Here is a 26,232-nt window from a genome sequence, read left to right on the forward strand (position 1 = left end):
GTTGCCGCTCCGTTGCCGCAACAGCCAAAGTGTTGCCGCATATTGCGCCCCGCGCGGCGGAAACATTGTGTTGCAAAAAACCCGTGCACGGCGTCCGGGGCGGCGCTATAGGAGGGCCATGAACACCCCGGAACACATCCTTGTCGTGGACGACGACCCCGAAATCCGCGAACTGCTCACCAGCTTTCTGGACAAGCACGGCTTTCGCGCCGAATCGGCCGCCGACGGCGTCGAGATGTTCCGCATGCTCGAGGTGGGGCGCTACGACCTCGTGGTGCTGGACGTGATGCTGCCCGGCGACGACGGGCTGACCCTGTGCCGCAGGCTGCGCGCCCGTTCCGACCTGCCGGTGATCATGCTCACCGCCCTGGACGACGACACCGACCGCATCATCGGGCTGGAACTGGGGGCCGACGACTACGTGGCCAAGCCGTTCAACCCGCGCGAACTGGTGGCCCGCATCCGCACCGTGCTGCGCCGGGCCCGCGCCCTGCCCGAGAACATCGCCAAGGCCGAGCCGGAGGCCATGTCGCGCACCATCCGCTTTGCCGGATGGACGCTGGACACGGTGCCCCGCCACCTGGTGGCCCCGGACGGGGTGGTGGTGAACCTGAGCGGCGCGGAATACCGCCTGCTGCGGGTGTTCCTGAAGTATCCCAACAGGGTCATGAGCCGAGACCAGTTGCTGGACCTGACCCAGGGCCGCGCGGCCGAGGCCTTCGACCGGTCCATCGACGTGCTGGTCAGCCGGTTGCGCACCCGCCTGCGCGACAACGGGCGCGAACCGCAGATCATCAAGACCGTGCGCGGCGACGGGTATTATCTGGCCACTGAAGTGGAGCGCGACGCAGGGGCCGATGACGCTTCCGTCTCCGCTCCCGACGCCGCCACCGGCCCGGCCAGCGCATGAGCCCCGCCTCCGCCACGCAGGCCGCACGCCGGTCGTTCTCCGTCGGAAAACTCCTTTCCGCCCTGCCCCCGCGCACCCTGCGCGGCCGGGTGGTGCTGGCCCTGGTGTGCGGCATCATGCTCATCCAGGTGGTCAGCGTGCTGTATGTGGTCTCGCGGGGCGGGCCCTTCGTCTACAGTTCCGTGGCCCGCCAGGCGGCCATGCGCCTTGCCGGGCAGGCCCTGCTGCTGGACGCGGCCCGGCCGGAGGCAAGGCCGGGCATGATCGGCCAGATGGTGCAGGGCGCCAGCCGCATCGCCCTTGCCAGCACGCCGCCCGCCATGACCACGCCCGGCATCGCGCCGGATGTGTACAGTTCCATTTTCGAAGACCACCTGAGCGGGCTGCTCGCGTCGGGCATGCAACTGGTTTGCCGGGTGGACGGCATCGCCCGCGATGTGGGCCGCCGCCCGCCGCCCCCCCCAGGCCGCACCGACGACGGCCACTACGACATCGGCTACACCGTGGGTGTGCGCCTGCACGACGGCATGTGGGCGGTGTTCACCCACGTGCTGCCCGAGGGTGACCGGCCGTGGATACCCCAGCCCATGCTGTTGGACCTGGGCTGGCGCATCGTGGGCGTGGCCCTGCTGGGCCTGGTGGTGGTGGGCTGGATGACCCGCCCCCTGCGCATGCTGGCCGACGCCGCCGACGAATTCGGCGCGGGGCTGGTGCGCGCCCCCCTGCCCGAGCGGGGGCCGCTGGAAATCCGCCGCGCCGCGCAGGCCTTCAACCGCATGCAGGACCGCATCCGCCAGTTCGTGGACGAGCGGGGGCGGCTGCTGGCCTCCATCTCGCACGACCTGCGCACCCCGGTCACCCGCATGCGGTTGCGCGCGGACCAGGTGGAGCCGCGGGAACTGCGCGAGCGATTCGTGGCGGACCTGGACGAGATCAAGAGCCTGCTCTCCACCACCATCGACTTCGTGCGCAGCACCGACAGCCGCGAGGAAACGGCCGAGGTGGACGTGACCGCCCTGCTGGAAAGCCTGGTGGAGGACTGCCGCGACCTCCATACCGGTCACGCCGGGCAGCCCGAGGTGCGCATCACCCTGCACGGCGCGGACGGCGAACGCGCCACCTGCCTCAAGGCCCAGCCCCTGGCGCTGAAGCGCTGCCTGTCCAACCTGCTGGAAAACGCCGTGCGCTACGGCGGCGGGCAGGTGGACATAGAGGTGCGCGAGGCGGGCGACATGCTTTCCGTGGCCATCCGCGACCTGGGGCCCGGCCTGCCGGAACATTACGTGGACACGGTGTTCGAGCCGTTCTTCCGCGTGGAGCATTCGCGCAACCGCCAGACCGGCGGCAGCGGCCTTGGCCTGTCCATCGCCCGCAACATCGCCCGCCAGCATGGCGGCGACATCACCCTGGCCAACCGCCAGAGCGGCGGCCTGGAGGCGCTGCTGCGCCTGCCCCGCGCGCCCCGGGCCGGGGCATAGCCCGGCGGACGCGCGGGCGGCCCCGCCGTTCGCATCCCCGATCCTTTCGTCTTCCGCCGCGCCACCGGCGCAGCACACGCGGCACGGGTTGCCGCACCCTTCCGGACATGCCGCCCTGGCATGTCCCCTTCATGTTGGCCCTTCCTGCTCACCCTTCCCACCGCGTCCACGACCACGAGCCTGCCGCGCGGTCCCCAGCCTCCCGCCGCGCGCTTCCGCACGTTTTTTCCGTGCGTGCCACGCCTCCATGCGCCGACCGACATGCACCCCCCGATATCCCACCCCCAGGACGCGCCGCGTCCCAGCTGAACTATTCACTGCAAATACGGATAGTAAGGCTTAAAAATACACAACATGCGGAAATCGTGGAGGAACATGATATCATATATCCCTGCATATGCCCGCATTAGAAAGTGATACGGTGCCATCCACTGGAAAATACATTAAAATTGCCGCTCACATATTAACTTAATCTGGATTGCGGCCGATGGAACGGAGAGGACGTTCCATCACCAGGGAGGCATCATGCGGGGCAATGCGGGATTCTTCGACAGGTTGAACACCAGGATCGGCGCGCTGGTCGTCACGCTGCTGGTCATCGGGTTCGCGGGGCTTGGCTGGTACGTCGTGGCATCCACCATGGATCTTGCGCTGGACCTGCAGCGCTCCGGATCGCAGGCGCTGGTCCGGACGGCCAAGACGGCCACGGACATCTATCTGGGCAACCAGAAGAAACTGGCCATCGCCCTGGCTCGCCAGCGGGCTGTTATCGAGGCGGTGGTGGACGGCCAGGACGAAAACGGCGTGGCCCAGAACCGCTTCCGCGACTATCTGAAGACGTACGGCGAGATTTGGTCGGCCTACGCCTTCGACAAACGCGGCGTGGTCATCGTCGGGGCCAACAACGGCGGCGTGGACGAGCGGGGGCAGGACAAGACCAAGCACCCCGTGGTCCGGCAGGTGCTGGACGGCAGCGAACTGGCCCTGGACAAGTCGGTGCAAAAGGCCGAAGGCGACCGGCTGGTCTTCCGCATGGCGGTGCCGCTGCGCGATGCCTCGGGGGCGCTCATCGGCGGGGTGCAGGTGGCGTTCGACTTCAACGCCTTCACCGAAAGCGCCATCTCGCCCATCAAGATCGGCGATACGGGCTACCTCTATCTGCTGGACGGGGACGGCACCTTCATCTCCCACCCCGACCCGGCCACCCTGCTGCAACCCGGCAAGGATCTGCCCTTCGTGCGCGACATGCTGGGCAAGCAGGATGGCGTGCTGGAATATGATTTCAAGGGGCAGCGCAAGCTGGCGGTGTTCAACCGCATCGCCCAGACCGGCTGGATTCTGGCGGGCACGGTAAACGAATCGGAACTGCTGGAGGACGCATACTCGCTGCGCAACGTGGTGGCGGGCATCGCGGTGACGGTCTGTATCCTGCTGGCGACCGCCATGGTGCTGGTGGTGCGCAGGCTGGTGGTGGTGCCGTTGCAGGCCGTGGGGCGCTTTGCAGCGGACATTGCCGGGGGCGACTTCGGCACCAGCCTCGAGGGCAACTTCACCTGCGAACTGGCGGATCTTGCCGACAACACCCGGCGCATGAAGGACCGCATCAAGCACGAACTGGGCTTTGCGCGGGGGGTGCTGGAAGGCATTCCCACGCCCTGCGGCATCGTGGCGCCCGACTTCACCATGTCCTGGGCCAACACCCAGATATGTGAACTGCTGGGCAGGCCCAAGCCGCCCGCCGAATATTACGGAATGAAATCCGGTGAGTTCTACTGGTTCGACCCCAACCGCGAAACGATGTCCGACAAGGCCATCAAGGAGCGGCGCACCCTTACCGGGCAAACCGTGTGGACGTCGCAGGACGGCAGGCGCACCGTGCACATCAGCGTGGTGACCACGCCGTTCTACGACATGGACGGCGGGCTGCTGGGCTCCATCTCGTTCTGGAACGACATCAGCGAGATGGTGGAAAGGCAGCAGCAGATCGAGGCCCAGCGCGACCGCATCGCCGAGGCGGCCCGTGCCGCCATGGACGTTTCGGCACGGCTGTCCACGGCGGCGGAAGAACTTTCGTCGCAGATAGAAGAATCGAGCCGGGGCACGGAAAACCAGAAGACCCGCGTTGCCGAATCGGCCACGGCCGTCGAGCAGATGAACGCCTCGATCCTGGAGGTTGCGCGCAGCGCGGGCAGCGCCGCGGAAAACGCCGACCTCGCCAAGTCGCGCGCCGAACAGGGCGAGCAGGTGGTGCAGGACACGGTACGCTCCATCCGCGCCCTGCGCGACCGCATGTCGGAAATGGGCGGCAGCCTGCACGAGCTGGGCAGGCAGGCCGACGGCATCGGGACCATCATCGAGATGATCTCGGACATCGCCGACCAGACCAACCTGCTGGCGCTGAACGCGGCCATCGAGGCGGCCCGCGCCGGGGACGCCGGGCGCGGCTTTGCCGTGGTGGCCGACGAGGTGCGCAAGCTGGCGGAAAAGACCATGAGCGCCACCGGAGAGGTGGGCCAGGTCATCCGGGCCATTCAGCAGGTGACCCAGAAGAGCGTGGACCTGATGGGCCTGGCCGACGCCGAAGCCACCGCCTCGGCCGACCGCTCCGCCCAGTCCGGCGCGTCGCTGCGCGAGATACTGAGCGTTTCGGTGGACACGGCGGACATGGTGCGCTCCATCGCCTCCGCCGCCGAGGAACAATCCGCCGCCAGCGAGCAGATCGCCCGCGCCACCGAGGAACTCAACGTCATCTCCGGCGAGACGGCCGAAGCCATGAACCAGTCTGCCCTGGCCATCGCCGAGGTGGCCCGCATGGCCGAGGAACTGCGCGCCATCATCGAGGGCATGAAGTCGTAGCTTGGGCGGCGGGATACGTTCTTTCCCGGATGCTCCGGGCAGATGAAAAAAGGAAAGGCTCCCGGTAACGGGAGCCTTTTTTATCGGCGGCGTGGCCCGCCCCATGGCCTGACGCCAGAACCGCCTAAGCGGATGCCCCCTCGGCCCGTACAGCGAGCCGGGGCCACTGGGGCATGCCGCCCCCCACGGAACCGGCCCCAGGGCGGCACGCAAGGCGGCATGATCACCGGCCGGATACGAGGGCGAAGCGGTCTTCCAGTAGTGCGATGTCCGGCCCGGACACGCCGCACTCCGTGAAATGTGCGCGCCAGTCCTGCATTTCCCGCCGCATGTCCGCAACCATGGCCTCGGCCTCGCCCCGGCGCAGGCCGAACGGCTCCGGCATGCTCAACACATTCTCGATGGACGCCTCGCGCCCCATGCGGCCGCAGGCCAGCGCCAGTTCCGGCTGACGAAAGCCGACCTGCGCGGGCACCACGTCGAAGACCGGGGTCATGGAAATTCCGCTACGGCGCACGAAGAACGCGTGATTTCTGGGGTGGTCGTCCACGTTACGGCACAGCACGTTGAACGCCATGCGCCGGAACAGTTCGTGCCCGGCCCGCTCGTCGCCATGCTGCCGCGCGACCTGGGCAAGGTCCTGATACGAGCCCCAGTCCCCGTCCTCGCTGATCCTGCGGTTGAGCGTGAACCCGGAAACGAAGTGTACCGGCTCGCCGTCTTCGTCGCGGTCGAAGCGGCGCACCAGCAACACCCCGACGCCGTCCACCTCTTCCACCCGGGTGCGCGCGGCGGCAATGCCGCACCGCGCGGCCAGGGTCATGGTGGCGTGTTCCACGCGCGGCTCGTTCCACACGTCGCCCCGCTTGGGAAACTTGGCGATGCACTCGACGCCGTCCACGGACACCAGGGCCTTGGGCCTTCCGCCGCCAACGCTCAAGGACGATGCCAACGCCCGCAGAAAGACCTCTTCCGGCAGCCTGCGGCGCAACGCATCGAGGTTTGCGTCGTCATCAACCCTGTCCACCTCCGCCACCACGCGCGCAACCCGGCCAAGGTCGGCCTCGTGCAGGGAAAAGACCTCGCCCGTGGCCCACGCGGCCATGGACGCCGGGCCGTCCGGCGAACCGCCGAACGCCAGCGCGCCTATCCGGTTGCGTGAATGCGCCGCTGTCAGCACCTCCACCTCGGTCAACGTGCCCGCAGGACGCCCGGCCAGCAGCCCCAGCAGCTTGCGGCCCCATTTGTCGGGGGCGGCATCGCGCAGGGCCGGGAAGATGGAGGTTCCCGGCGGCGTCACGGCCACCTGCGGCATGTACAGCGGCAAGGACACCGGGTCGATGGGGATGGCATCGGGCAGGACCGCGTAATTGCGGCCATAACCCAGGGTGCATCGCCGCCCCCCGGCGTACTCCGCCAGCAGGGCGGCGGGGACATAGCCCCTGCCCTTCAGCCAGACGAAAATGTAGATGGGGCCGCCCTCAGAAGTCATATCTGGTGTCCCGTGCATCCCGGACGCGCTGCGGCAGCTTCGTTTCCGCCAGGAACTTGCCCTGCTCGTCCCGGTCAGGTGCGGCCACCAGCCGCAGGTCGCCCTCCAGTTGCAACACCCATAGCACGCTGGCCAAAATGCCCAGGCCAACCCCCGGCTCACCAGACTCGATGCGTTGAATGGTCCGCCGCGAGGTGTGCGCCAGTTGCGCAAGCCGAAGCTCGCTGAAACCGCGCCGCTTGCGGGCGACCTGAATATTTCGTCCCAGTTCGGCGCACAGGGCCACCAGTTCCGGGGGGAGTGACCCGCCTGATCTTTTCGCTGTAGTCATGACTAAAATATTACCCATTAAACGCTTTAATGCAACATATTTGATTCATTTGAGCGGAAAAACCCGAAGTGCGCCACCACACGCCCTTAAAAAACGAGGCCGCGGCGCATGGTCCGCGTGCATCAGGGGCCGTGCCAGGCCGTCCTGGGCGGGCTAGCCGACGCAGTGCGGACAGGCCAACGCAAAAAAGGGGTTCGTCCGGCAAGGACGAACCCCTTCATTTTCGGTATGGTGGGCGGTGAGGGGATCGAACCCCCGGCATTCGGCTTGTAAGGCCGACGCTCTACCAGCTGAGCTAACCGCCCGGATGTCCCCGGCGGCAAGGCCGCCGTGGCGGCCCCGGTGTGTCGGAGCGGGCCGCGATGGGATACTGCTCATAGTGCAGGGACGGCGGTCATGTCAAACCCCCCGCGCTTTTGCACTGGACAATGCGCCGCCGGGTATCTATGTAGCACTCGCGCGGCCTGACGCCGCGCCCCCGCGCCGCCCCGTGCCCGCCGGGCCGCCGTTTTTTCGCGGCGGCGGGCACCCGTGCCCGCGCCGCGCTTTCGCGATCACTTGCGAACCGGCCGACGGACCGTGAATCCGCCCCGCATGCCCCCCACCGCCCCCCGCACGTTGCGGCAGGACATCTCCCTGCTGCTCCGTTCCGCGCCGCCCAAGGCGCGCGCCGCCATCCTCGCCCTGCTGCCCGCCGCCAAGGCGGTGCTGGACACCGGCTGGCGGCCCGACATGCATGCCGCGCCCATCCGCAACTGGCGCGACCTGATGCAGCTGCTCTCCGGCCTTACCGCCCAGCGGCACGACGCCGAAACCCTGCTGCGCGTCACCAGCGAGCTTCTGGGCATCGCCGATGAAATGGCCCCGCCGGAAGTGGTGCTGCGCGAAAGCGCCGCCGTGCTGCTGCGCGCCTTCCACGCCGACATGTTCGTCTGCCGACTGCGCGACGACGAGGGCGAATGGCAGATCATCGCGGCCGAACGCGAGGACGGCGGGCCCATCCCGCTCTTCTCGCCGGTGCTGGAAGAGGGCCTGGCGGGGCACCCGGTCATGCGCGCGGTGTGCGACGGCACCCGCCACGTGCTCTCCAACAACCTGATGGGCATGGACCGGGGCGGCGACTCTTACGACTGCATGGCCTACAAGGTGGGCTACCGCTCGCGCCTGGCCTTCGTGCTGCGCGACCGGGGCGGCCGCCCGCCCTTCGGGCTGGTGCTGCTGTATTCCGAGCGCGAACACGGCTTCGACAGCTACGACGCCCGCTTCCTGGCCAAGTGCTCGCGCATCGTGGCCCTGACCACCGGCAGCCGCGTGGCCGTGGCCCGCGACGCGCTGGAAAAGGCCGCCGGGGCCGTGGCCCACCACGGCAACAACGCCCTGGCCATCTTGCGCAACCACGCGGAATACTGCGCCGAACTGCTTGACGACATGGCCGACGACTGGGACGACGCCATGCACGCCGCCGACGATCTGCGCGAACTGCTGCCCGAAGGCTCCAAGGCCCACGCCGCCGCCGCGCGGCTGGCCGACGTGTTGCACCGCATGGACACCACGCAGCTGACGGAACAGCTGGACGGCGTGCTGCGCTCCACCCGGCGCATCGCCCGCATCATCGACGCGCTGGAGGAATCGGCCGAACGGCCGCGCCTGATGCACTACGTGCTGGGCCGCCACGTGCTGGACCTGGGCAACCCGGCGGACGAGGAAGAGGAAATGGAAACCCTGCGCAAGACCTGCTGCACGGCCTGACCCTGCGTCCCGTCCCCCCCGTCGCCAACCTGCGGTGGTCCAGCCACTGTTCCCCGGCCACACTGCCCTACCTGCCAGCTTCATCCACCTGCCTGACAGGGTGCCCCCCTCGCTTTCCCTCGCAACGAACACATTCTCCTCCGGACATCCGGACGGTGACCGAGCACGAAAAGAGCGCCGATGGATGCGATCCATCGGCGCTCTCGCGTTGCGGCTTCACAAGGGGGGCCGTCCGGCCCGGCGACCGGGCTCCGCTGCCCGTCAGACAGATAGTGGCTGCCTTGGCCGGGCCTGGCTGACCTTGGCTAGTCTTCGCGCCCGCCCCCGGCGTTCTCGTCCTCTATCAGGCGGCCCTTGTGCTTGGGGGCGTCGCGCCGCTTGCGGCGCTTGTCCTCCTGCACGCGGGTGCGCAGATCCAGCGGCGCGTCCAGCAGGGCATCGCGCCGGGCGGCGCGCAGGGCGCGGCGTTCCTCGTCGGTGAGGCCCGCTTCCGAAGCGTCCTTGCCGGTACGCTTCATGTCGGCACCCTTCATGTCGGCATCCTTCATGTCCGTCTCCCCGCTGGCCCGGCGGGCCTACAGACCGATGACCACCTTGGTGGCCACGGCGATCTGGTAGAGAATCTGCGACATGTCCTTCACCGTCTGCAGGTTCTTGGAATCCACGCGCGGCAGCACCAGCAGCTGGTCGCCCGCCGCGATGGTGGTGTCGGCGGTGCGGAAGACCTCGCCGTTGGGGCGCACCAGCAGGATGGTGCCGGTATCCGCGCGGTTGGTGTAGCCGCCCGCGCCGCGCACGTAGTCCTTCAGGCGCTTGTCGCCGTTCCACACGATGGCCTGGGGCATGACAACCTCGCCGGTCACCAGCACCACGTCGCTCTTTTCGGGGATGACGATGACGTCGCCGTCCTCCAGCGCGATGTCGGCCACCTTGCCGCCGCTGCCCACCACCACGATGCCCTCGGGCGTCACGTTGCGGGCCTTTTCGGCGAACTTGCCGATCATCTCCGCCTCGTGGTTGCGGATCTGCGCTTCTTCGGGGCTGGCCGAGGTGGCCGTGAACGAGCTTTCCTCCAGCCTGCGCAGGGCGTCCTCGATGGCGCGCTTCTGGCGGGCCGCCACGCTGCGCCGCTTGATGTACAGGCCGGTCAGGTCGGCCCGGTCGGCGTCCACGGCGATGTACTGCTGCACGTCGCGCAGGCGGGCGGTGCGCTTGAGCGGAAAGCGCGACGCCCCCCGGATGGCGCCTTGCACCTCGACCATGATGGTGTCGCCGGGGGTGTCGGCCAGAAACTCCACCCGGTCGCCGTCGGCCAGCGGCAGGGTGCGGAATTCGCGCAGGGGCAGGTACAGGTTGAACGGCGCGCCGTTGCGGGTGCCCACGATGCTGGCGTGCGAGGCCGTGGCCAGCGGGTCGGCCATTTCTGCCAGTTTCGCCCCGGTGGCCTCACCCTTGCGGAATTCAAAGCGCGCGGCGTTGCGTATCTCGCCGCTGGCGGACACGGCCGGACCCTTCTCGCCCACCACGATGGTGTCGCCGTCCTGCAAGCGCACCAGCGGCAGCGCGCCCTTGAGCGCGAAGGGGTACAGGTCGAAGCTGCCCATCTCCGCCCCGCCGCGCAGCAGGCGGATGGTGCGGTAGCTGCCGCGCCGGGGGTCGATGCCGCCCGCCCGGTCCAGGAAGGCCAGCACAGAATCGGACGGCGCGCCGTTGTACCGGCCCGGCTTCATGACGAACCCGGTGACGAAGACCGACACCGGCCGCCCGTCCATGGGGCTGACGTAGACCTGCACGTTCTCCACGCCCGATGCGCTGAGCTTGCTGCGGATGGCCTCGGCCACCTGGGCCTGGGCCAGGCCCGCCACGGGCACGGCCCCCAGGTCCTGCAACTCGATGTCGCCCGCGTCGGTCACCGTGACCACGCCGTCGTAGTTGCGGTCGCCCCACAGGCGCAGCACCAGCCGGTCGCCGGGGGCCAGTTCGCGGGCCTCGGCGCTGCGGGCCTGCCCGAAGTTGCCCTGGAACAGGTTGGCGGCGAAGGGCGGCAGGTCCGACGTGACGGATGCGGCGGCCGCCGGGGCGGACGCGGGCGACTTGGCTTCGGCCGGGGCCGCGAACGCGGCCCCGCGCGCCGGGCCGAATGCCGCGGCCAGCAGGAACAGGACGAAAAGAGCGGGCAACCACGCCGCGGCGCCGGTGCGGCGCGACGTGGCGCGGGGGGAAAACAAGGCGGTGTCCATGACGGGTGTCCGTAATTGGCTACGCCGGGCGCGGTGTGCACCCGGCGGATGAAGACGTGGGCAGGCCCATGACCAATGTTCTGGCGGAAACGGCGCGGCAGGCCTGCTATTGCGCGGGGCGGGAAATCCCCTGTCCCCAGATGCGGGGGGCCATCTGCCACGCTACGTCGTCGCCGCTGCCAGCCGGGCGGCAGGCAATGACCACCTCTGCCTCGCCATGCTCGGAAAGCAGCGTGGCCCGGCGGCATTCCTCGCCCATGGCCGAGATGAACGCCCCTTCCACCACCACGCGGATGCCGGCGCCGAATTCCGGGTCGTCCAGCACGGCGGATGATCCGGCCGGGTTGCGGGTCATGAAGTCGAGAATGGGCTTGGCGGGCAGGGCCTGTTCCTGCTCCTGCGGCGCGGGCTGCTGACGCCCCCCGCAGGCGGCGAGCAGGGCGGGCAGCACGCACAGGGCGCACAGGGCCAGCACGGCGGCGGGACGGAAGCGGCGGATGGCGAACATGAAATGAACCTCGGGTGCGTGGGGAGTGTGTCGGTGTGGTGCGCCCGGTGTGCCCGGTGTACCTGACGTGCCCGGCGGACACGGTGCGCGTCCGTGCGGATGCCGCCTTCTATACTCCCGGCAACGGGCGGCTGTCCACTGGCGCGGGGGCGTCGGGCCGCCGTCACGCAACGGCTTTGCAATAAGAAGGACAGGGCCGGGGGCAAGATGCAGGGGTGTCTCGGCCTGCCCTTCCCGCAACGTCCGCCCGCATGAAACCGGGCGGACTACCCCGCCACGGCCTTGCGCACGTCGATGCCCAGGCGCAGCATGCGGTTGCGCACCGTGCCCCGGTGCACCCCCAGCAGCCGGGCCGCCTCGGACACGTTGCCCCCGGCGGCATGCAGGGCCTCCACCAGTTCGGCCCGCTCCCGTTCCTGGCGGGCCGGTCGCCCGCCAAGGGAATAGTGCCCGCCCGTCGCTGCGCCGCCTTCCCCAATCCGCAGGCCGTTGCCCTGCCCTTCCTCCACGGCCGGGCCGCTCTGTGCCTCAAGTCCGACCAGTCCCGAATGCTGGCCGAAGCGCCCGCCTCCGCCCACATCATGCCCGGCGTGCCCGGCGCTTCCCGCCGCCGCGTATTCCGGGTGCCAGATCGCCCCGGCGATGTGCTGTGGCAAGTGCTCCACCCCCAGCCGCCCCCCTTCGGCGATGACGCAGGCGTATTCCAGGGCGCTGCGCAGTTCGCGCACGTTGCCCGGCCAGCCGTAGGCCGTGAGCAGGCGCAGGGCCTCGGGCGTCAGGCCGGTCACGTCGCGGCCGTCCCGCTCGCGGATGCCCTTCAGGAAGTGGGCGGCCAGCAGGGGGATGTCCTCGCGCCGGTCGGCCAGCGGCGGCAGGTGGATGGGAATGACGTTGATGCGGAACAGCAGGTCTTCGCGAAACCGCCCGGCCCGCACCAAGCGCCCCAGGTCGCGGTTGGTGGCGGCGATGATGCGCACGTCCACCTCGCGCGAGGCGTTGTCGCCCACCCGTTCGATGCGCTTGGTCTCCAGCACGCGCAGCAGCTTCACCTGGATGGGCAGGGGGATGTCGCCGATCTCGTCCAGAAAGATGTCGCCGCCGTGGGCCGCCTCGAACCTGCCCTGCCGGTCGCGCACCGCACCGGTGAACGCCCCGCGCACATGGCCGAACAGCTCGCTTTCCAGAAGCGCCTCGTTCAGGGCCGCGCAGTTGAGCTGCACGTAGGCCCCGTTCTTGCGGCGGCCCAATTCGTGAATGGCCCGCGCCGCCAGTTCCTTGCCCGTGCCCGACGGCCCCAGCACCAGCACCGGGGCGTCGCTTTCCGCCGCCCGCTCGATGATCTTGAACACCCGCTGCATGGCGGGCGAGGTGCCCACCATCCCCGCGAAGCCCTCGTCCGAGCCCAGCAGGCGCGAAAGCTCCTCGATGCGCCGGTCCTTTTCCACCACGGCGGTGATGTCGGTGATGGTCTCCACCGCCGCGATGACCCGGCCATCCTCCTTCAGCACCTTGGCGTTCTTGAGCACGGTGATGGCCGTGCCGTCGCGCCGCACCAGGGTGCAGCGCTTGCGGTGCTCGTCCTTGCGGTCGAACAGGCGGCACCAGTGCCCGCCGCCCAGCGACCGCGAGCGCACGCAGGCGTCGCAGTTGAGAATGGCGCAGGTCTGCCCCACCAGTTCGCCCGCCTCGTAGCCGGTCAGCCGTTCCAGGGCCGGGTTGGCCATCAGGATGCGTCCGTCCGGCCCCACCAGGAAGAAGCCGTCGTTGATGGTGTTGATGACCTCGCGCAGGAAGCGGCTGGATTCAAGGGCGTCCATGACGGGTACTCCTTGGTGCGGCGGGCGCGGAAACTTGGGGCAGTGGGGGGGGGGAATGGGCCGCGCGCGGTTCCGGGGCGGTTACGGGGCGGTGCCGGGGCGATTCGATCCCGCCCACCCATGCAGCATCGGGGCCGTTGCGTGCGCCACGCCCTTGCACAAGCTACGGGCGCACGGGTGGACGAGGGAGAACAGGGTTTACGCCTTTCATTACGCGCGGATATGCACGACTCGCCACCCACGGCGCCATATGACCGGCCTGCCTTCCGGCGTGCGCGTGGCCCACGGCAGGGGCCACACCGTGACACCTGCCGCGCCACATGATCAATTTTTCATCACATGGCGCAGCATATGCCGAAAATTCACCACCAGGCAAGAAGGCTTTTGCGGCGCCAGCGATTATAAAAGACGCGCCACATCACCATGTTACCATCACAGCTCGCGCGGGCACGCTTCCTGCTCTCAAGGGGGTGTCTGGCACACAGCCGCGCGCGCCACTTCACCACCTGTACTCGGACACCATGATGACTTCACGCAAGACCGACGCCACTCCCCCCCGCCGCCTGTCGCGGCGCGGTTTCCTCAAGGGTCTCGCGGGCACCGGGCTCGCCGGGTCCGCCTCCCTCGCCACCGGCATGTTCCCCTCCACGGCGGAGGGAGCGGGCGCGGGTGGCAGCGCGCCCGCGCCCTCCGGACGGGAAGCGTCCGGAAGCGACGGCCCCTTCGCCACCCTCATCGACATTTCCGCCTGCGTGGGCTGCGGGGCCTGCGTGCAGGCCTGCCGCGACCGCAACGCGGCCCGCCATCCGGAACCGACCAAGCCCTTTCCGCCCATGTTCCCCGCCTCGGTGAAGGCCGAGGACTGGTCCGCCCGGCGCGATACGGACGACCGCCTGACGCCCTACAACTGGCTGTACATCCAGAGCGTGACCGAGCAGCACGACGGACGGCGCACGGACCTGAACATCCCCCGCCGCTGCCTGCACTGCGACAACCCGCCCTGCGCCAACCTGTGCCCGTGGGGCGCGGCCCGGCGCGAGGACAGCGGCACCGTGTCCATCGACGCGGACATCTGCCTGGGCGGGGCCAAGTGCCGCACGGTGTGCCCGTGGCAGATTCCCCAGCGCCAGACGGGCGTCGGCCTGTACCTGGACCTGCTGCCGCGCTACGCGGGCAACGGCGTGATGTACAAGTGCGACCGCTGCGCCGACGTGGTGGCGCGCGGCGGCGTGCCCGCCTGCATCGAGGCCTGCCCCAACGCGGTTCAGTCCATCGGCCCGCGCGACACGATCATCGCCGAGGCCCGCCGCCTGGCAATGGAACGCGGCTGGCACCTGTACGGGCTGGACGAGAACGGCGGCACCTCGACCATCTACCTTTCGCCCGTGCCCTTCGCGGCCATTCAGGCGGCGCTGGAGGCCGCGACGACGACGGCAAAGCCCGGTTCCGGTCAAGATGGCAAGCAAGACGGCGGGCAGAACGCCGGACAAGGGCCGACGCAGAACGCCGCCACACTGGGCTCCGGCAGGCCGCACTTCCGCGCCGTGGCGGACGCCATGCGCAACGAGACCATGCTGGCCGCCGCGCTGGTCACCGCACCGCTGGCCGGCGCCGGGGCCGCCCTGCTGCGCGTGGCGCGCGGCATCGGCGACATGATTCGTGAAGATGCCTGCACCGATGCCCGAAACATCGCGCACTGTACGGGCGCGCCCGATGCGCCCGATGCGCCCGATGCTTCCGACACGGCCGACAGCGCGGCCCGCCGCCTGTCCACCGCCGTCAACTGCCCCACCTGCCCTACCCGCACGAGGGACGCCGCCACGGATACCCCCGACCCCGCGTCCCCGTCCCACCCGCTGCCCGCGGCCCGCTGGCTGTGGATAGCCTGCGCCACCGTGCTTGGCGTCACCGGCATGGCCCAGATGCCCATCGCCGCGCGCTACGGCATTGCCGCCGTGCCCGGCCTTGGCTGGACCGCCGACTTTTATTTCACCCACCTGCTGCACTACGCGGCTGCCGCCGTGTTGCTGGCCCTTGCCGCGTGGCTGGCCGTGCGGGCCTTTGCCGGACCGCGCATCCGCCGCCTGTTCGCCGCGCAGCGTCTGACGGGCGGCGGCACGCTGCGCCTGTGGCTGGCGGCAGCGCTTGTCGTCACCGGGGGCATGCGGGTGGCCAAGAACCTGCCCGGCTTCGACTGGGGCCCCACCCTGACCATGTACCTGGACTGGACGCACCTTGGGCTGGCCGGTCTGCTGGGCTTGGCCTCGCTGGCGCTGGCGCTGACGGGCCGCAGCGCCTGGACCGTTCCCATCGGACGACGCACACCCCCCGCTTCCGCGCCCGGTACCGGCCCGTCATCCGCTCGCCATCACGAACATCCGCCCCGCGCGTAGCGCCGGGCTTACCCGCCGAAGGAGGAGTCCCATGTCGTCGCCACACGTTTCCGCCCACCGGGCACACGGCAGTTCGCCACCCGTTCTGCCAGCTCTGCCAGTTCTGCCGGTCCTGCTGCTCCTGCTGCTGTGCCTGGCGTCGGGCCTTGCCCTGACGCTTGCATCCGCAGCCCCGGCCCGCGCCGCGCAACTGGCCACCGAGGTGCCCGTCGGGGCCACCGGCGCGGTGAAGAAGCCGGAGGCCCATGCCATCACCGCAGACCATTCCCGCCACCCGGCCCTGCAACAGCCCTTCGCCACGCCGCAAGAGGTGACCAAGGCCTGCCTGTCGTGCCACAACGCCGCCGCGCAGCAGGTGCACAAGACCATCCACTGGACCTGGCTGGACCCCGCCGACCCGGAACGCAAGATGGGCAAGGGCGGCATAACCTTCAACAACTTCTGCATCGCCATCCCGTCCAACGAGCCGCGCTGCACCTCGTGCCACGCGGGCTTCGGCTGGAAGAACGCGCAGTTCGACTTTTCGTCGCAGGAAAACGTGGACTGCATGGTCTGTCACGACCACACCGGCACCTACAAGAAGTTCCCCACCATGGCCGGGCTGCCCGTCAGCGAACCCACCGAATTCGAGGGCAAGACCTTCAACCCGCCCGACTACAACGTCATCGCCGCCTCCGTGGGCCGTCCCACCCGCGACAATTGCGGGGTCTGCCACTTCTACGGCGGCGGGGGCGACGCGGTGAAGCACGGCGATCTCGACTCCACCATGTTCAAGCCCAGCCGTGAACTGGATGTGCACATGGACGTGAAGGGCGCCAACTTCACCTGCCAGCGCTGCCACACCACCGAGGCCCACGTCATCGCCGGGCGCACCTACAAGCAGCCCGCCTTCACGGAACGCAAGAGCGTGCTGGACGACGACCGAGTGCACCGCATCGCCTGCGAATCGTGCCACACGGCCACGCCGCACAAGGCCGGGCACAAGGCCAACGACCACACCGACAAACTGGCCTGCCAGACTTGCCACATTCCCGCCTTTGCGCGCGAAATGGCCACCAAGATGTGGTGGGACTGGTCCACGGCGGGCAAGAAGAAGGACGGCAAGCCGTTCGCGGAAAAGGGTCCCTTCGGCAAGCCCAGCTACGACAGCAAGAAGGGCGACTTCCGCTGGGAAAAGGACGTCATCCCCGAATACCACTGGTCCAACGGCCGCATGGAATTCCTGCTGCTGACCGACAAGATCGCCGACACCACCAAGCCGGTCGAGATCAACCGCATCGACGGCGACCCGGCAGACCCCAAGGCACGCATCATGCCCTTCAAGGCGCACCGGGGCCGCCAGCCCTTCGACGCGGGCAACAGCACCTTCGTGGCCCCGCACCTGTTCGGCAAGGACGACGCCGCCTACTGGAAGAGCTATGACTGGATGAGGGCCGTGGACGCGGGGCAGAAGTCGCTGAACCTGCCCTTCAGCGGCAAGCTGGAGTTCGTGGAAACCGTCTACTACTACCCCATCACCCACCAGGTGGCCCCCAAGGAAAAGTCCGTGGCCTGCGGCGAATGCCACAAGCCCGCAGGCAGCCGCCTTGCCGCCGTTACCGGCGTGTGGATGCCGGGGCGCGACCGCAACACGGGCGTGGACGCCGCCGGGTGGATCGCCGTGGCCGGGTCCGTGCTGGCCGTGGGCGTGCACGGGTTCCTGCGCCTGGCCGCGCGCGGCCGCAACAACCGCAAGGAGGACTAGCCATGCACGCCACCGAACGACTCTACCTGTACAGCCGGTTCGAGCGCTTCTGGCACTGGGCCCAGACCCTGCTCATCCTGGTGCTGCTGGTCACCGGCTTTGAAATCCACGGCACCTTCACCCTGCTGGGCTTTGCCCGCGCCTTTGCCGTGCACAACTTCTGCGCATGGTCGTGGCTGGTGCTGTACGCCTTCATCGTGTTCTGGATGGCCGTCACCGACGAGTGGAAGCACTACGTGCCCACCTTCCTGAAGCTGATGGACGTGGTGCGCTACTACCTTTCCGGCATCTTCAGGGGTGAGCCCCACCCCGTGCCCAAGAGCGAACGCGCCAAGCACAACCCCCTGCAACGGCTGACCTACCTCGGCATCGTCTCGTTTCTCGTGCCGTTCCAGATGATCACCGGCTTTCTCTACTACACCTACAACCAGTGGCCGCAGCTCGGCTTCGCGGGCAGCCTGACCCTGAAGGCCGTGGCCGTGCTGCATACCCTGGGTGCCTTCGCCTTCCTGGCCTTCGTCATCGTGCACGTGTACATGACCACCACCGGCCACACCCTTACCGCGCACATCGCCGCCATGTTCACCGGGTACGAGGACGTGCCCCGCAACGGCGTGAAGCCGGAGGTGTAACGGGGAGAACGGAAAGAAACTGATGAAGAATATGTGGGGGAGGGAGGAAACTTTGAAAAGTTTCCTCCCTCCCCCACACCCCCTCCCACCTTCCAAACTTTTCAATCGGGGGTAGACAGGCCGCCTATACTGATATGCAACTTGCATTTTCCGGCATATCCGTCCTGAAACTGCCTTTCTTCCTTATACGCCGCGCCGGTCTTACGGCGCGGCTGGCTGTGCGGAAACTATGCAAGGAATTACGAGTTTTTCTCGCCGGGCAAGGCGGCGCGCGGCGAAAAAATACGGATTCCGATGACAGGGTGGCCGCGACGGCAAACAAGCCCCCCACCGTGCGTGATTCACGCTTTCCCTACATCTCCCGCCTCACATGAAGCGCACCAGCTCGAACAGCTTTTTCCGCTGCGTGGCCACGATGTGGTAGTACTGCGTCTGCGGAATGAAGATGTACGGCACATCCTCCGTCCGCCGGTACAGAAAGTGCGACAGGATCATCCGGTTGATGGCCTGATGCCCGATGATCATCACCCCCGGCGCGCCCCCGGCCAGAAACAGCGCCCGCCGCACCCCCCGCTCCACCCGCTCGCGCAGGGTCACGTACCCTTCCCCGCCCGGATACACGTAGTGGTACTTGTCGCGCTGGCGGGCCGCAAAGGCATCCGGAAACCTGCGGCGTATGTCATCGTAGCGCAGCCCCTCGCACTCGCCCGCGTCGATCTCGTCCAGTTCCGGCAGGGCCATCACCGTGGCCCCCGGCCGCGCCTCGCGCAGGGGGGCCGCCGTCTGCGCCGACCGCTTGCGGGTGGAGGTGAAGATGTACGGCACCTCGATGTCCGCGAAATGCGCGGCCAGTTCCTTGGCCTGGGCCTGCCCGCGCAGGGTCAGGTCCGAATCGCCGCCGATGCGCCCCTCCACGTTGTAGTAGGTCTCGCCGTGTCGGACCAGGTACAGGTTGCGCACCCACGCGGACACCAGAATGTCCCGGATGCGATGGTAGTACGGCAGCCGCAGGCAGATGCGCTCGCCCACCACGCGGTTGTCCAGCGTGTCCACCCGCACCCAGCACGGCTCGTCGTCGCACGGGGCGTACATGCGCTCGTAGTACTGGATGCGCTTGGTAAAGCTGTCCATGGCCGCCTGGGTGGTCTCGCGCGCGAATTCCGGCATCTGCGTCTTGCGCCGGATGGCCGCGCCAAGGGCCACCGGGTCGTCGTTGACGCATTCCACGAACAGCAGCGGATGGTCGGTGAGCATGGACTGGATCATGGCCCGCCGGGCGCGGCTGGCGTTGGTGGCGTCCAGAATGGCCACGTGCCCGTCGCCCGCCAGATAATCGCGTGCGGCCATGATGTTCAGCCGGGCGATTTCCTCACGCCGGGCGCGGCCTTCCGCGTTGTCCGGGTCGTAGAATTCCGGCCGGGCGGAATCCAGACCCAGCATGGAACGGCGGATCTCGCCGTTGTTGAACACCTCGACGCGAAAATCCTCTGCCTCCAGCCCCTCGCGGATGCGGCGGGCCATGGTGGATTTGCCCCGCGCGGGCAGGCCGACCATGATGACGTACAGTTTGTTCATGTGGGAGGTCCTGTTGGGGAGAGAGATAGGGGAAAGGGGTGCGTTACTGGTAGCGGCTTCTACGAAGACGGTTGCGCCCTGATGTACCCGCTCGATTTCGTTATGCCTCCGGCGGGCAGAGGGTGTTGTAACGAACACCCCCTGCACCCCCGCGTTCCCTTCGTCGGCAGCTTCCCTTCTGCACAGGACGCCTCCGGGCGATCTGCGCGACGGAAACGCCAATGCGCACATGGCTCTCGCAGGCATCACCGTGCAAGGGTACCCTTATTTACACCCTTGTTGCGACGCATGTGCCACCGTCTTTGCATCAGGCAGAAACCCGCATGCGGCGATACGCATACGTAGCCGGAGATCACCGCCGAGACCTTGCGAGGCGGAAGCTCCGGCGGTAACGGATGCGCGCCGCGGTAGAGTCGTACAGCCAAGGCTCCCAGGTTCCGCCGGGCCACTGGGAGCCACGCGCACATACGCATTCCGCCGGGCAGATCGCCCGGAGGCGCCTGCGCCGGAGGATAGCTGCCCGATGCAGGAATGCGGTGCAGGACGACTCGGGGGCCGGGGGCAGAGCCCCCGGAACGCGGGGGTGCAGGGGGCCGTCGTTACACGGCCCCCTGCCCGCCGGAGGCATAACGAAATCGCGCGTGTTCAACAGGGCGCAACCGTCTTCGTAGAAGCCGCACCCACCAGCGCGCGCCATCTTCCAATCCACGCCCCCGCGTTCCCCCCTACCTCCCGAACAACCTCGTCAACCGCCCCAACTCCGCGTACAGGCCCGCGTCCATCTGTTCCGGCGTCATGCGCCACGCCCAGTTGCCCGCAGCCACGGACGGCGTGTTCATGCGCGCCTCCGCCCCCAGGCCCAGCACGTCCTGCACCGGGGCCACGGCCAGTTCGGCCACGCTGCCCAGCGCCAGCCGCAGCAGCGTCCCGTGCGCCTCGTGCGGGGCGATGGCGTGGCCAACGTATTCCTCCAGCCGCGCCCGCTCGTGGCCCGGCGCGGACTCGAACCACGCCCGCGTGGGCGCGTTGTCGTGGGTGCCGGTGTAGACCACGCTGCGCGCCTCGTGCCGGAAGGGCACGTCCGGATTGTCGGCGGGGTCGCCCCCGAAGCCGAACTGCAACACCTTCATGCCCGGCAGGCCGAAGGCGGCCTTCAGCTCGCGCACGTCGGCGGTGATCACCCCAAGGTCCTCGGCGATGAGCGGCAGCGCCGTGAACCGCCGGGCCAGCGCGCCGAACAGCTCCATGCCCGGCGCATCCACCCAGCGGCCGTTGATGGCTGTTTCCTCCGCCGCCGGAATTTCCCAGTACCCCGCGAAACCCCGGAAGTGGTCCAGCCGCACGATGTCGGCCATGCGCAGGTTGTGCGCCACGCGGCGCACCCACCACGAAAAGCCGTCGCGCCGCAGGGCGTCCCAGTCGTACACCGGGTTGCCCCAGCGCTGGCCCGTGGCGCTGAAATAGTCGGGCGGCACCCCGGCCACGTGGGTGGGGGCGAAATCCGCGTCCAGCCGGAAGTAGCCGGGGTTGGCCCACACGTCGGCGCTGTCGTGGGTGACGTAGATGGGCACGTCGCCCACCAGCCGCACGCCAAGTTCGGTGCACGCGGCCCGCAGGTCGTACCACTGGCGGAAGAACAGGTACTGGCAGAAGCGCACGTGATCGAGGGCTGCGGCCTCTTGCGTGTCCAGCAGGGCCAGGGCGTCCGGGTGGCGGCGGGCAAAGGGCTCATCCCACATGGTCCACGCGGCCCCGCCAAAGCGCTCCTTCAGCACCACGAATCGGGCGTAGTCGTCCAGCCAGTGGGCATTGCCCCGGCAAAAGCGCAGGTAGGCGGTGTCCACGGCCAGTTGATGGCGGTTGCGCTCCCACGCGGCACGCAACAGGGCGCGGCGATGCGCCTCCACGGCCTCGAAGCACACCGACCCCCGTGCTACGTCGCGGAACTGTTCGGCCCCGGCGTCCACGTCGGCCCAGGAGACGAAGCCTTCCTCGGCCAGCCGTTCCGGACTGACCAGCAGGGTGTTGCCCGCGAAGGCAGAGGGGCTGGAATAGGGCGAATTGCCGATGAAGGTGGACGTGGGCGTCACGGGCAGGAACTGCCACACCGTCTGCCCTGCCCCGGCCAGCAGACGGGCGAAGGCATGCGCGGCCGGGCCCAGGTCGCCCACGCCGAAGGCCGACGGCAATGAGGTGATGTGCAGAAGAAGACCGCTGGCGCGGACCGGACGGGACATGCGCGTGCTCCTTGAAAGATGTGCGGCGGCGATGCGCGCGGGGCGGCGCGGGATGGGACGGCGTGCGGAAAGGCCGGGCGGACCGACGGACCGGGACGAACAAGGGCGAACCGGGGCGAACCGGCGAACCGGGGCGAACCGGCGAACCGGCGGACCGGCGGACCGGCGAACCGGGCCGACTGCGCACGGCAGGCCATTACCGACCGATGTTACCCACTGCAACGCTAGCATGAACGGAAACCGCGCGCCATGCGCCTAGACGGCGCAGGGCCGGGAGGCGGGACACTGGGCGGGGAGCCGGGCGGGGCTGGCTGGAACTGCCTCGCCCAAGCCCATCCGCAAGACGTCAACGCCGCACGCGGTACCAGTATCCGTAGGTGGTGGCGAAACCCAGCCCCTCGTACAGCACGCGGGCAGGCGTGTTGCCCTGCCCCACCTGAAGCCACGCCGTGCGCGCCCCGTCCTGCCGGGCGTCACCCAGCATGGCGGAAACCAGCCGACGGCCCAGTCCCTGCCGACGCAGGTCCGGGTGCGCCACCACGGCGAAGATGCCGTAGTCGTCGCCGGTGCGCACGCCGAGCCCGCACACGGCGGGCTGTCCGTCCACGCGCAGCAGCCACGTCTGCCCGGCGGGACCAAGGGTGGCCAGCAGCTCGCGCAGGACCGGATTCACGGCGGCATCGCCGGTGCGTCCCCGCAACGCGCCCTCCGCCGCCAGCCACGTGGCATGGTCAACGATGGCGCACGGTCGGTTCGGCAAGGGGGTGTTGCCGGGCCGCGTTACGACGGCATGGCATGACGCGAGCGGGCAGCCCGGCCAGCCCGCCAGATCCAGTTCCTGCACCAGCGTGGGGTCGGTGGCGCTGTACCCCCTGGACGCCAGCACCGGATCAAGGCCGCCCACTCCCGGCGGCCCCTGCCCTTCCAGCGGCTCCGGCAACCGGAACTGCGGCGGCAGGCCGCGCGCGGCGAACCATGCCTCGGCATCGCGGACATGCCCTTCGCTCCACGTCACGCCCGCACCCGGCATCACCAGCGGCACGCCGCTGTTGATGCGCATGGAATAGCCCCCGGCCGCGCGCAACAGCAGATGCCCCCGCCGCTCTTCCTCCAGCGCGGGCCATGCGGCGAAGCAGGCCGCCTCCAGCCGCAGGCAGCGGGCCAGCCGCATGGAATGGCCCGCGCACGCGGCGGCCACCTCGAAGGTGAAGGGCTGGCGATACGCGCCGCCGTGCCCGGTTGACGGATGCTCTGTGTCTGCGGAAGCCATGTTCATTCCCCTGCGCCCATTCCGACGCTCCAAAACGAAAGCCCCTGCGGCGTGGGCGGCAGGGGTTGCAGTTCAGCGGAAGCGGACAACACCCGCGTTGCTCAATACACGTACATGAAGCCGGGCGTACCCACCCGCGACGCCGGTTGCAGGTCCAGCACCGACTCCAGCGCGTCGCGCAGCCACGACGAGGGCTTGGGCTGTTCCACCAGCACCGGGCGTTCGGCAATGCCGCACAGCTGCAGCAGGTCGGTCAGGGCCATGTCCATGCCGCCCAGGGCATCCACCAGGCCCAGTTCGTGGGCCTGCCGCCCGGTCAGAGCCCGGCCGTCGGCCACGGCGCGCACCTTTTCCACGGGCAGGTTGCGCGAATTGGCCACCTCGGTCACGAACTGGTCGTACATGTCCATGACCAGGGCTTGCAGGTACTCGCGCTCCTGCGGGGTCATGGCCCGGAAGGGGGAACCCGCGTCCTTCATGTCGCCGGAAACCAGGGTCTGCCGGGCCAGGCCCAGTTTGTCCATGAGTCCCTGCATGTTGGGCAGTTCCATCTTCACGCCGATGGAGCCGGTGAGGGTGGCGGGGTTGGCGATGATGCGGCTGGCCCCCAGCGAAATGTAGTAGCCGCCCGACGCGGCCACGGTGCCCATGGAAACCACCACCGGCTTCACGCGCGCCATGCGGCGCACCGCCTCCAGCAGTTCCTGCGACGCGGCCACGCCGCCGCCGGGCGAATCCACCCGCAGCAGCACGCCGCGCACCGTGGGGTCTTCGCGCAGCTTGTCCATCCAGCCGACCGTCTTCGTGATGTCGGCGATCATGCCTTCCACGCGCACCACCCCGACGCGCGGGCCCGCGAACGGGCCCGCATCGCCGGTGAAATGGCGCAAGGCGGCCGAAGCCCCCATGAAGAGGGCAACGGCCGCCATAATGAGCAGGAATCCGAAGATGAACGGATGCCGCTGGCTGAAGGAGGGTCTAGCTGTCGGAAGCATCCTCTTCCAGCTTCTGCTTCAGCAGGTCACCAAGGTTCTGGCCGCCCGTATCGGCGGGACCGGCGCGGAATTCCTTGGGCTTGCGACGTTCTTCCTCGTCCTTGAGCTGCTTGATGGACAGCCCGAGGCGGCGTTCTTCGGCGGAGACGTGGATGACCTTGGCCTGGATGACCACGCCTTCCTTGAACATCTCGGAGGGCGACTTGATCTTCTTCTGGCTGATTTCGGAGACGTGGACCAGGCCTTCAATGCCTTCTTCCACTTCAACGAACAGGCCGAAGTCGGTGATGTTGGTCACCGTGCCTTCGATCAGGCCGCCAACCGGGTAGCGCGAGGGCACGTGGGTCCACGGGTCTTCGGTCAGCTGCTTGATGCCGAGGGTGAACTTTTCGTTCTCCTGATCGACGGTCAGCACCTTGGCCTGCACCACGTCGCCGGTCTTGAACACTTCGTTGGGATGGCGGATCTTCTTGGTCCAGCTGATGTCGGACACGTGGATCAGGCCGTCGATGCCGTCCTCGATGCCGATGAACATGCCGAACTCGGTGATGTTCTTGATCACGCCTTCAAGGATGGTGCCTTCGGGGTACTTCTCGGCCACCACTTCCCACGGGTTCGGCTTGACCTGCTTCATGCCGAGGGAGATGCGCTTCTTGTCCTGGTCCACGCCGAGGATGACCACTTCCACTTCGTCGCCCACGCGCACCATCTGCGACGGGTGACGCAGCTTGCGGGTCCACGACATTTCGGAGATGTGGACAAGGCCTTCCACGCCGGCTTCCAGCTCGACGAACGCGCCGTAGTCGACAAGGTTGGTCACGCGGCCCTGAAGCTTGGCGCCTTCGGGGTACTTGGCGGTGATGTCCTGCCACGGGTCGGCCACCAGCTGCTTCATGCCCAGCGACACCTTCTGGTTGTCGCGGTCGAAGGAGAGAACCTTCAGCTGCAGTTCCTGGCCAAGGGCGACCAGTTCCTTCGGGTGACGGATGCGCTTCCAGGACATGTCGGTGATGTGCAGCAGGCCGTCCAGCCCGCCAAGGTCCACGAACACGCCGTATTCGGTGATGTTCTTGGCCTTGCCGGTGACGATCTGACCCTCTTCGAGGGTGCGCAGCAGATCCTGACGCTTGGAATCGCGTTCCTCTTCAAGCAGGACGCGGCGGGAAACGATGACGTTGCTGCGCCGACGGTTGATCTTGAGAACACGGAATTCGTATTCCTGGTTGACCAGCGCGTCCATGTCGGGGACGGGGCGCAGGTCCACGTGCGAACCGGGCAGGAAGGCTTCGACGCCGCCGAGATCGACGGTGTAGCCGCCCTTGATGCGACGCACGATGCGGCCGGTGATGACCCCGTTGTTTTCCTGAATCTCTTCGAGCTTGTCGAAGAGCTGCATGCGCTTGGCCTTCTCGAAGGACAGGGTGATGGTGCCTTCCATCTCGTTCTTGCGAACGACGAAGACGTCCACCTTGTCGCCCACGGCGATGTTGACCTTGCCGGTGCTGTCCCTGAACTCGGAAGCGGAAATCTGCCCTTCGGACTTGAAGTTCACGTCGATGAGAACGCTGTCCTCATCCACGCGAACCACCTCGCCCTTGATGATCGACCCTTCTTCAAGGTCGCCGAAATCGGAGCTGAGGTAATTCTCGAGGGCGCTCTCGAAACTCAGATCCATTTCAAGAGCGGCGTTTTCCATGTTTTCGGGGGTTGCTGTCATACGTTTCCTCCAACCGACGCAAATTTTCCCGCCCTAATGCGCGGGATTGGTCTGCATAGCAGAATGCCCTGGGAATGACAACCGCGCGGGCAATGGCGGGCGGGAGCGGACGGAGAAACAGGACGGCCGGGGTGGGACCCCCTTGGGAAGGGCGTCACCCCGCCCGCCTCCCGCAGTCCCCACTTGACGCCACCCGCCCGGCATGCCAACCAAAAAATCCCACGGCGGGGGTACGCTTTCTCAAGCCGACCCGCCGGGGACCACCGCAACACCACGACACCCCCGGAC

18 protein-coding genes and 1 tRNA gene are annotated in these 26,232 nt (G+C 68.2%); 7 read left to right on the top strand and 12 right to left on the bottom strand.

All coding sequences use genetic code 11. From position 1 onward, the window contains the following. Positions 1 to 118 precede the first annotated feature (118 nt). The 3 genes from RVX_RS15120 (at position 119) to RVX_RS15130 (ending at position 5,244) form a co-directional block, all read left to right on the top strand. Positions 119 to 910 carry a response regulator gene (locus tag RVX_RS15120; protein ID WP_116308006.1) on the top strand — a complete coding sequence of 264 codons (792 nt, stop codon included), beginning with the start codon at positions 119 to 121 and terminating at the stop codon, positions 908 to 910. Further along, entirely contained in the window at positions 907 to 2,388 is a 1,482-nt protein-coding gene (locus RVX_RS15125) for an ATP-binding protein (protein ID WP_116308007.1), read from the top strand. Before RVX_RS15120 ends, RVX_RS15125 begins: the two co-directional genes overlap by 4 nt. A gap of 525 nt (positions 2,389 to 2,913) precedes the next feature. After that, positions 2,914 to 5,244: a methyl-accepting chemotaxis protein gene (locus RVX_RS15130; protein ID WP_116308008.1), complete on the top strand. Its 2,331-nt coding sequence runs from the start codon at positions 2,914 to 2,916 to the stop codon at positions 5,242 to 5,244. Positions 5,245 to 5,467: 223 nt separating this feature from the next. On the opposite strand, the gene RVX_RS15135 is transcribed toward RVX_RS15130, so the two are convergent. From RVX_RS15135 to RVX_RS15145, 3 genes are all read right to left on the bottom strand, one after another. Beyond that, positions 5,468 to 6,736, bottom strand: a complete 1,269-nt coding sequence (locus RVX_RS15135; protein WP_116308009.1) for a type II toxin-antitoxin system HipA family toxin — start codon at positions 6,734 to 6,736, stop codon at positions 5,468 to 5,470. Then, positions 6,726 to 7,067, bottom strand: coding sequence for a helix-turn-helix domain-containing protein (locus RVX_RS15140; protein WP_116308101.1), 342 nt, complete (start codon positions 7,065 to 7,067; stop codon positions 6,726 to 6,728). The genes RVX_RS15135 and RVX_RS15140 overlap by 11 nt, the downstream gene beginning before the upstream one ends. A gap of 229 nt (positions 7,068 to 7,296) precedes the next feature. Next, positions 7,297 to 7,372: transfer RNA gene (locus tag RVX_RS15145), tRNA-Val, on the bottom strand. Between the two features lie 289 nt (positions 7,373 to 7,661). Here RVX_RS15145 and RVX_RS15150 point away from each other — a divergent pair. Further along, on the top strand, positions 7,662 to 8,816 hold the full coding sequence (locus tag RVX_RS15150) for a hypothetical protein (protein WP_043609008.1): 1,155 nt from the start codon (positions 7,662 to 7,664) through the stop codon (positions 8,814 to 8,816). Between the two features lie 305 nt (positions 8,817 to 9,121). On the opposite strand, the gene RVX_RS15155 is transcribed toward RVX_RS15150, so the two are convergent. The 4 genes from RVX_RS15155 to RVX_RS15170 form a co-directional block, all read right to left on the bottom strand. Then, entirely contained in the window at positions 9,122 to 9,364 is a 243-nt protein-coding gene (locus tag RVX_RS15155) for a hypothetical protein (protein ID WP_116308010.1), read from the bottom strand. 27 nt (positions 9,365 to 9,391) lie between these two features. Then, on the bottom strand, positions 9,392 to 11,056 hold the full coding sequence (locus RVX_RS15160) for a polysaccharide biosynthesis/export family protein (protein WP_116308011.1): 1,665 nt from the start codon (positions 11,054 to 11,056) through the stop codon (positions 9,392 to 9,394). Positions 11,057 to 11,162: 106 nt separating this feature from the next. After that, positions 11,163 to 11,564: a DVU3141 family protein gene (locus RVX_RS15165; RefSeq protein ID WP_116308012.1), complete on the bottom strand. Its 402-nt coding sequence runs from the start codon at positions 11,562 to 11,564 to the stop codon at positions 11,163 to 11,165. 266 nt (positions 11,565 to 11,830) lie between these two features. Continuing rightward, complete coding sequence (locus RVX_RS15170) at positions 11,831 to 13,381, bottom strand: sigma-54 interaction domain-containing protein (RefSeq protein WP_116308013.1); 1,551 nt, start codon at positions 13,379 to 13,381, stop codon at positions 11,831 to 11,833. A gap of 521 nt (positions 13,382 to 13,902) precedes the next feature. Between RVX_RS15170 and RVX_RS15175 the strand changes: the two genes are divergently transcribed. From RVX_RS15175 to RVX_RS15185, 3 genes are read left to right on the top strand one after another with little or no spacing between them, the layout of a single operon-like run. Continuing rightward, positions 13,903 to 15,774 carry a 4Fe-4S dicluster domain-containing protein gene (locus tag RVX_RS15175; RefSeq protein ID WP_116308014.1) on the top strand — a complete coding sequence of 624 codons (1,872 nt, stop codon included), beginning with the start codon at positions 13,903 to 13,905 and terminating at the stop codon, positions 15,772 to 15,774. 31 nt (positions 15,775 to 15,805) lie between these two features. Next, positions 15,806 to 17,518 carry a tetrathionate reductase family octaheme c-type cytochrome gene (locus RVX_RS15180; protein ID WP_116308015.1) on the top strand — a complete coding sequence of 571 codons (1,713 nt, stop codon included), beginning with the start codon at positions 15,806 to 15,808 and terminating at the stop codon, positions 17,516 to 17,518. Between the two features lie 2 nt (positions 17,519 to 17,520). Further along, positions 17,521 to 18,150 carry a cytochrome b/b6 domain-containing protein gene (locus RVX_RS15185; protein ID WP_116308016.1) on the top strand — a complete coding sequence of 210 codons (630 nt, stop codon included), beginning with the start codon at positions 17,521 to 17,523 and terminating at the stop codon, positions 18,148 to 18,150. Between the two features lie 366 nt (positions 18,151 to 18,516). Here RVX_RS15185 and RVX_RS15190 read toward each other — a convergent pair whose 3' ends face one another. From RVX_RS15190 to RVX_RS15210, 5 genes are all read right to left on the bottom strand, one after another. Then, entirely contained in the window at positions 18,517 to 19,725 is a 1,209-nt protein-coding gene (locus RVX_RS15190; RefSeq protein ID WP_116308017.1) for a histidine phosphatase family protein, read from the bottom strand. Between the two features lie 725 nt (positions 19,726 to 20,450). Beyond that, positions 20,451 to 21,962, bottom strand: a complete 1,512-nt coding sequence (malQ, locus tag RVX_RS15195) for a 4-alpha-glucanotransferase (RefSeq protein ID WP_116308018.1) — start codon at positions 21,960 to 21,962, stop codon at positions 20,451 to 20,453. A 346-nt stretch (positions 21,963 to 22,308) separates the two neighbouring features. Further along, the gene (locus tag RVX_RS15200; RefSeq protein ID WP_230404819.1) at positions 22,309 to 23,232 is read right to left on the bottom strand and encodes a GNAT family N-acetyltransferase; all 924 of its coding nucleotides are present in this window, start codon (positions 23,230 to 23,232) and stop codon (positions 22,309 to 22,311) included. Positions 23,233 to 23,333: 101 nt separating this feature from the next. Further along, positions 23,334 to 24,227 carry a signal peptide peptidase SppA gene (gene sppA, locus RVX_RS15205; protein WP_007524460.1) on the bottom strand — a complete coding sequence of 298 codons (894 nt, stop codon included), beginning with the start codon at positions 24,225 to 24,227 and terminating at the stop codon, positions 23,334 to 23,336. After that, the gene (locus tag RVX_RS15210; protein ID WP_116308020.1) at positions 24,211 to 25,944 is read right to left on the bottom strand and encodes a 30S ribosomal protein S1; all 1,734 of its coding nucleotides are present in this window, start codon (positions 25,942 to 25,944) and stop codon (positions 24,211 to 24,213) included. Before RVX_RS15210 ends, sppA begins: the two co-directional genes overlap by 17 nt. Positions 25,945 to 26,232 lie beyond the last annotated feature (288 nt).

This window comes from Nitratidesulfovibrio sp. HK-II (assembly GCF_003402415.2).
Lineage (GTDB): Bacteria > Desulfobacterota > Desulfovibrionia > Desulfovibrionales > Desulfovibrionaceae > Cupidesulfovibrio.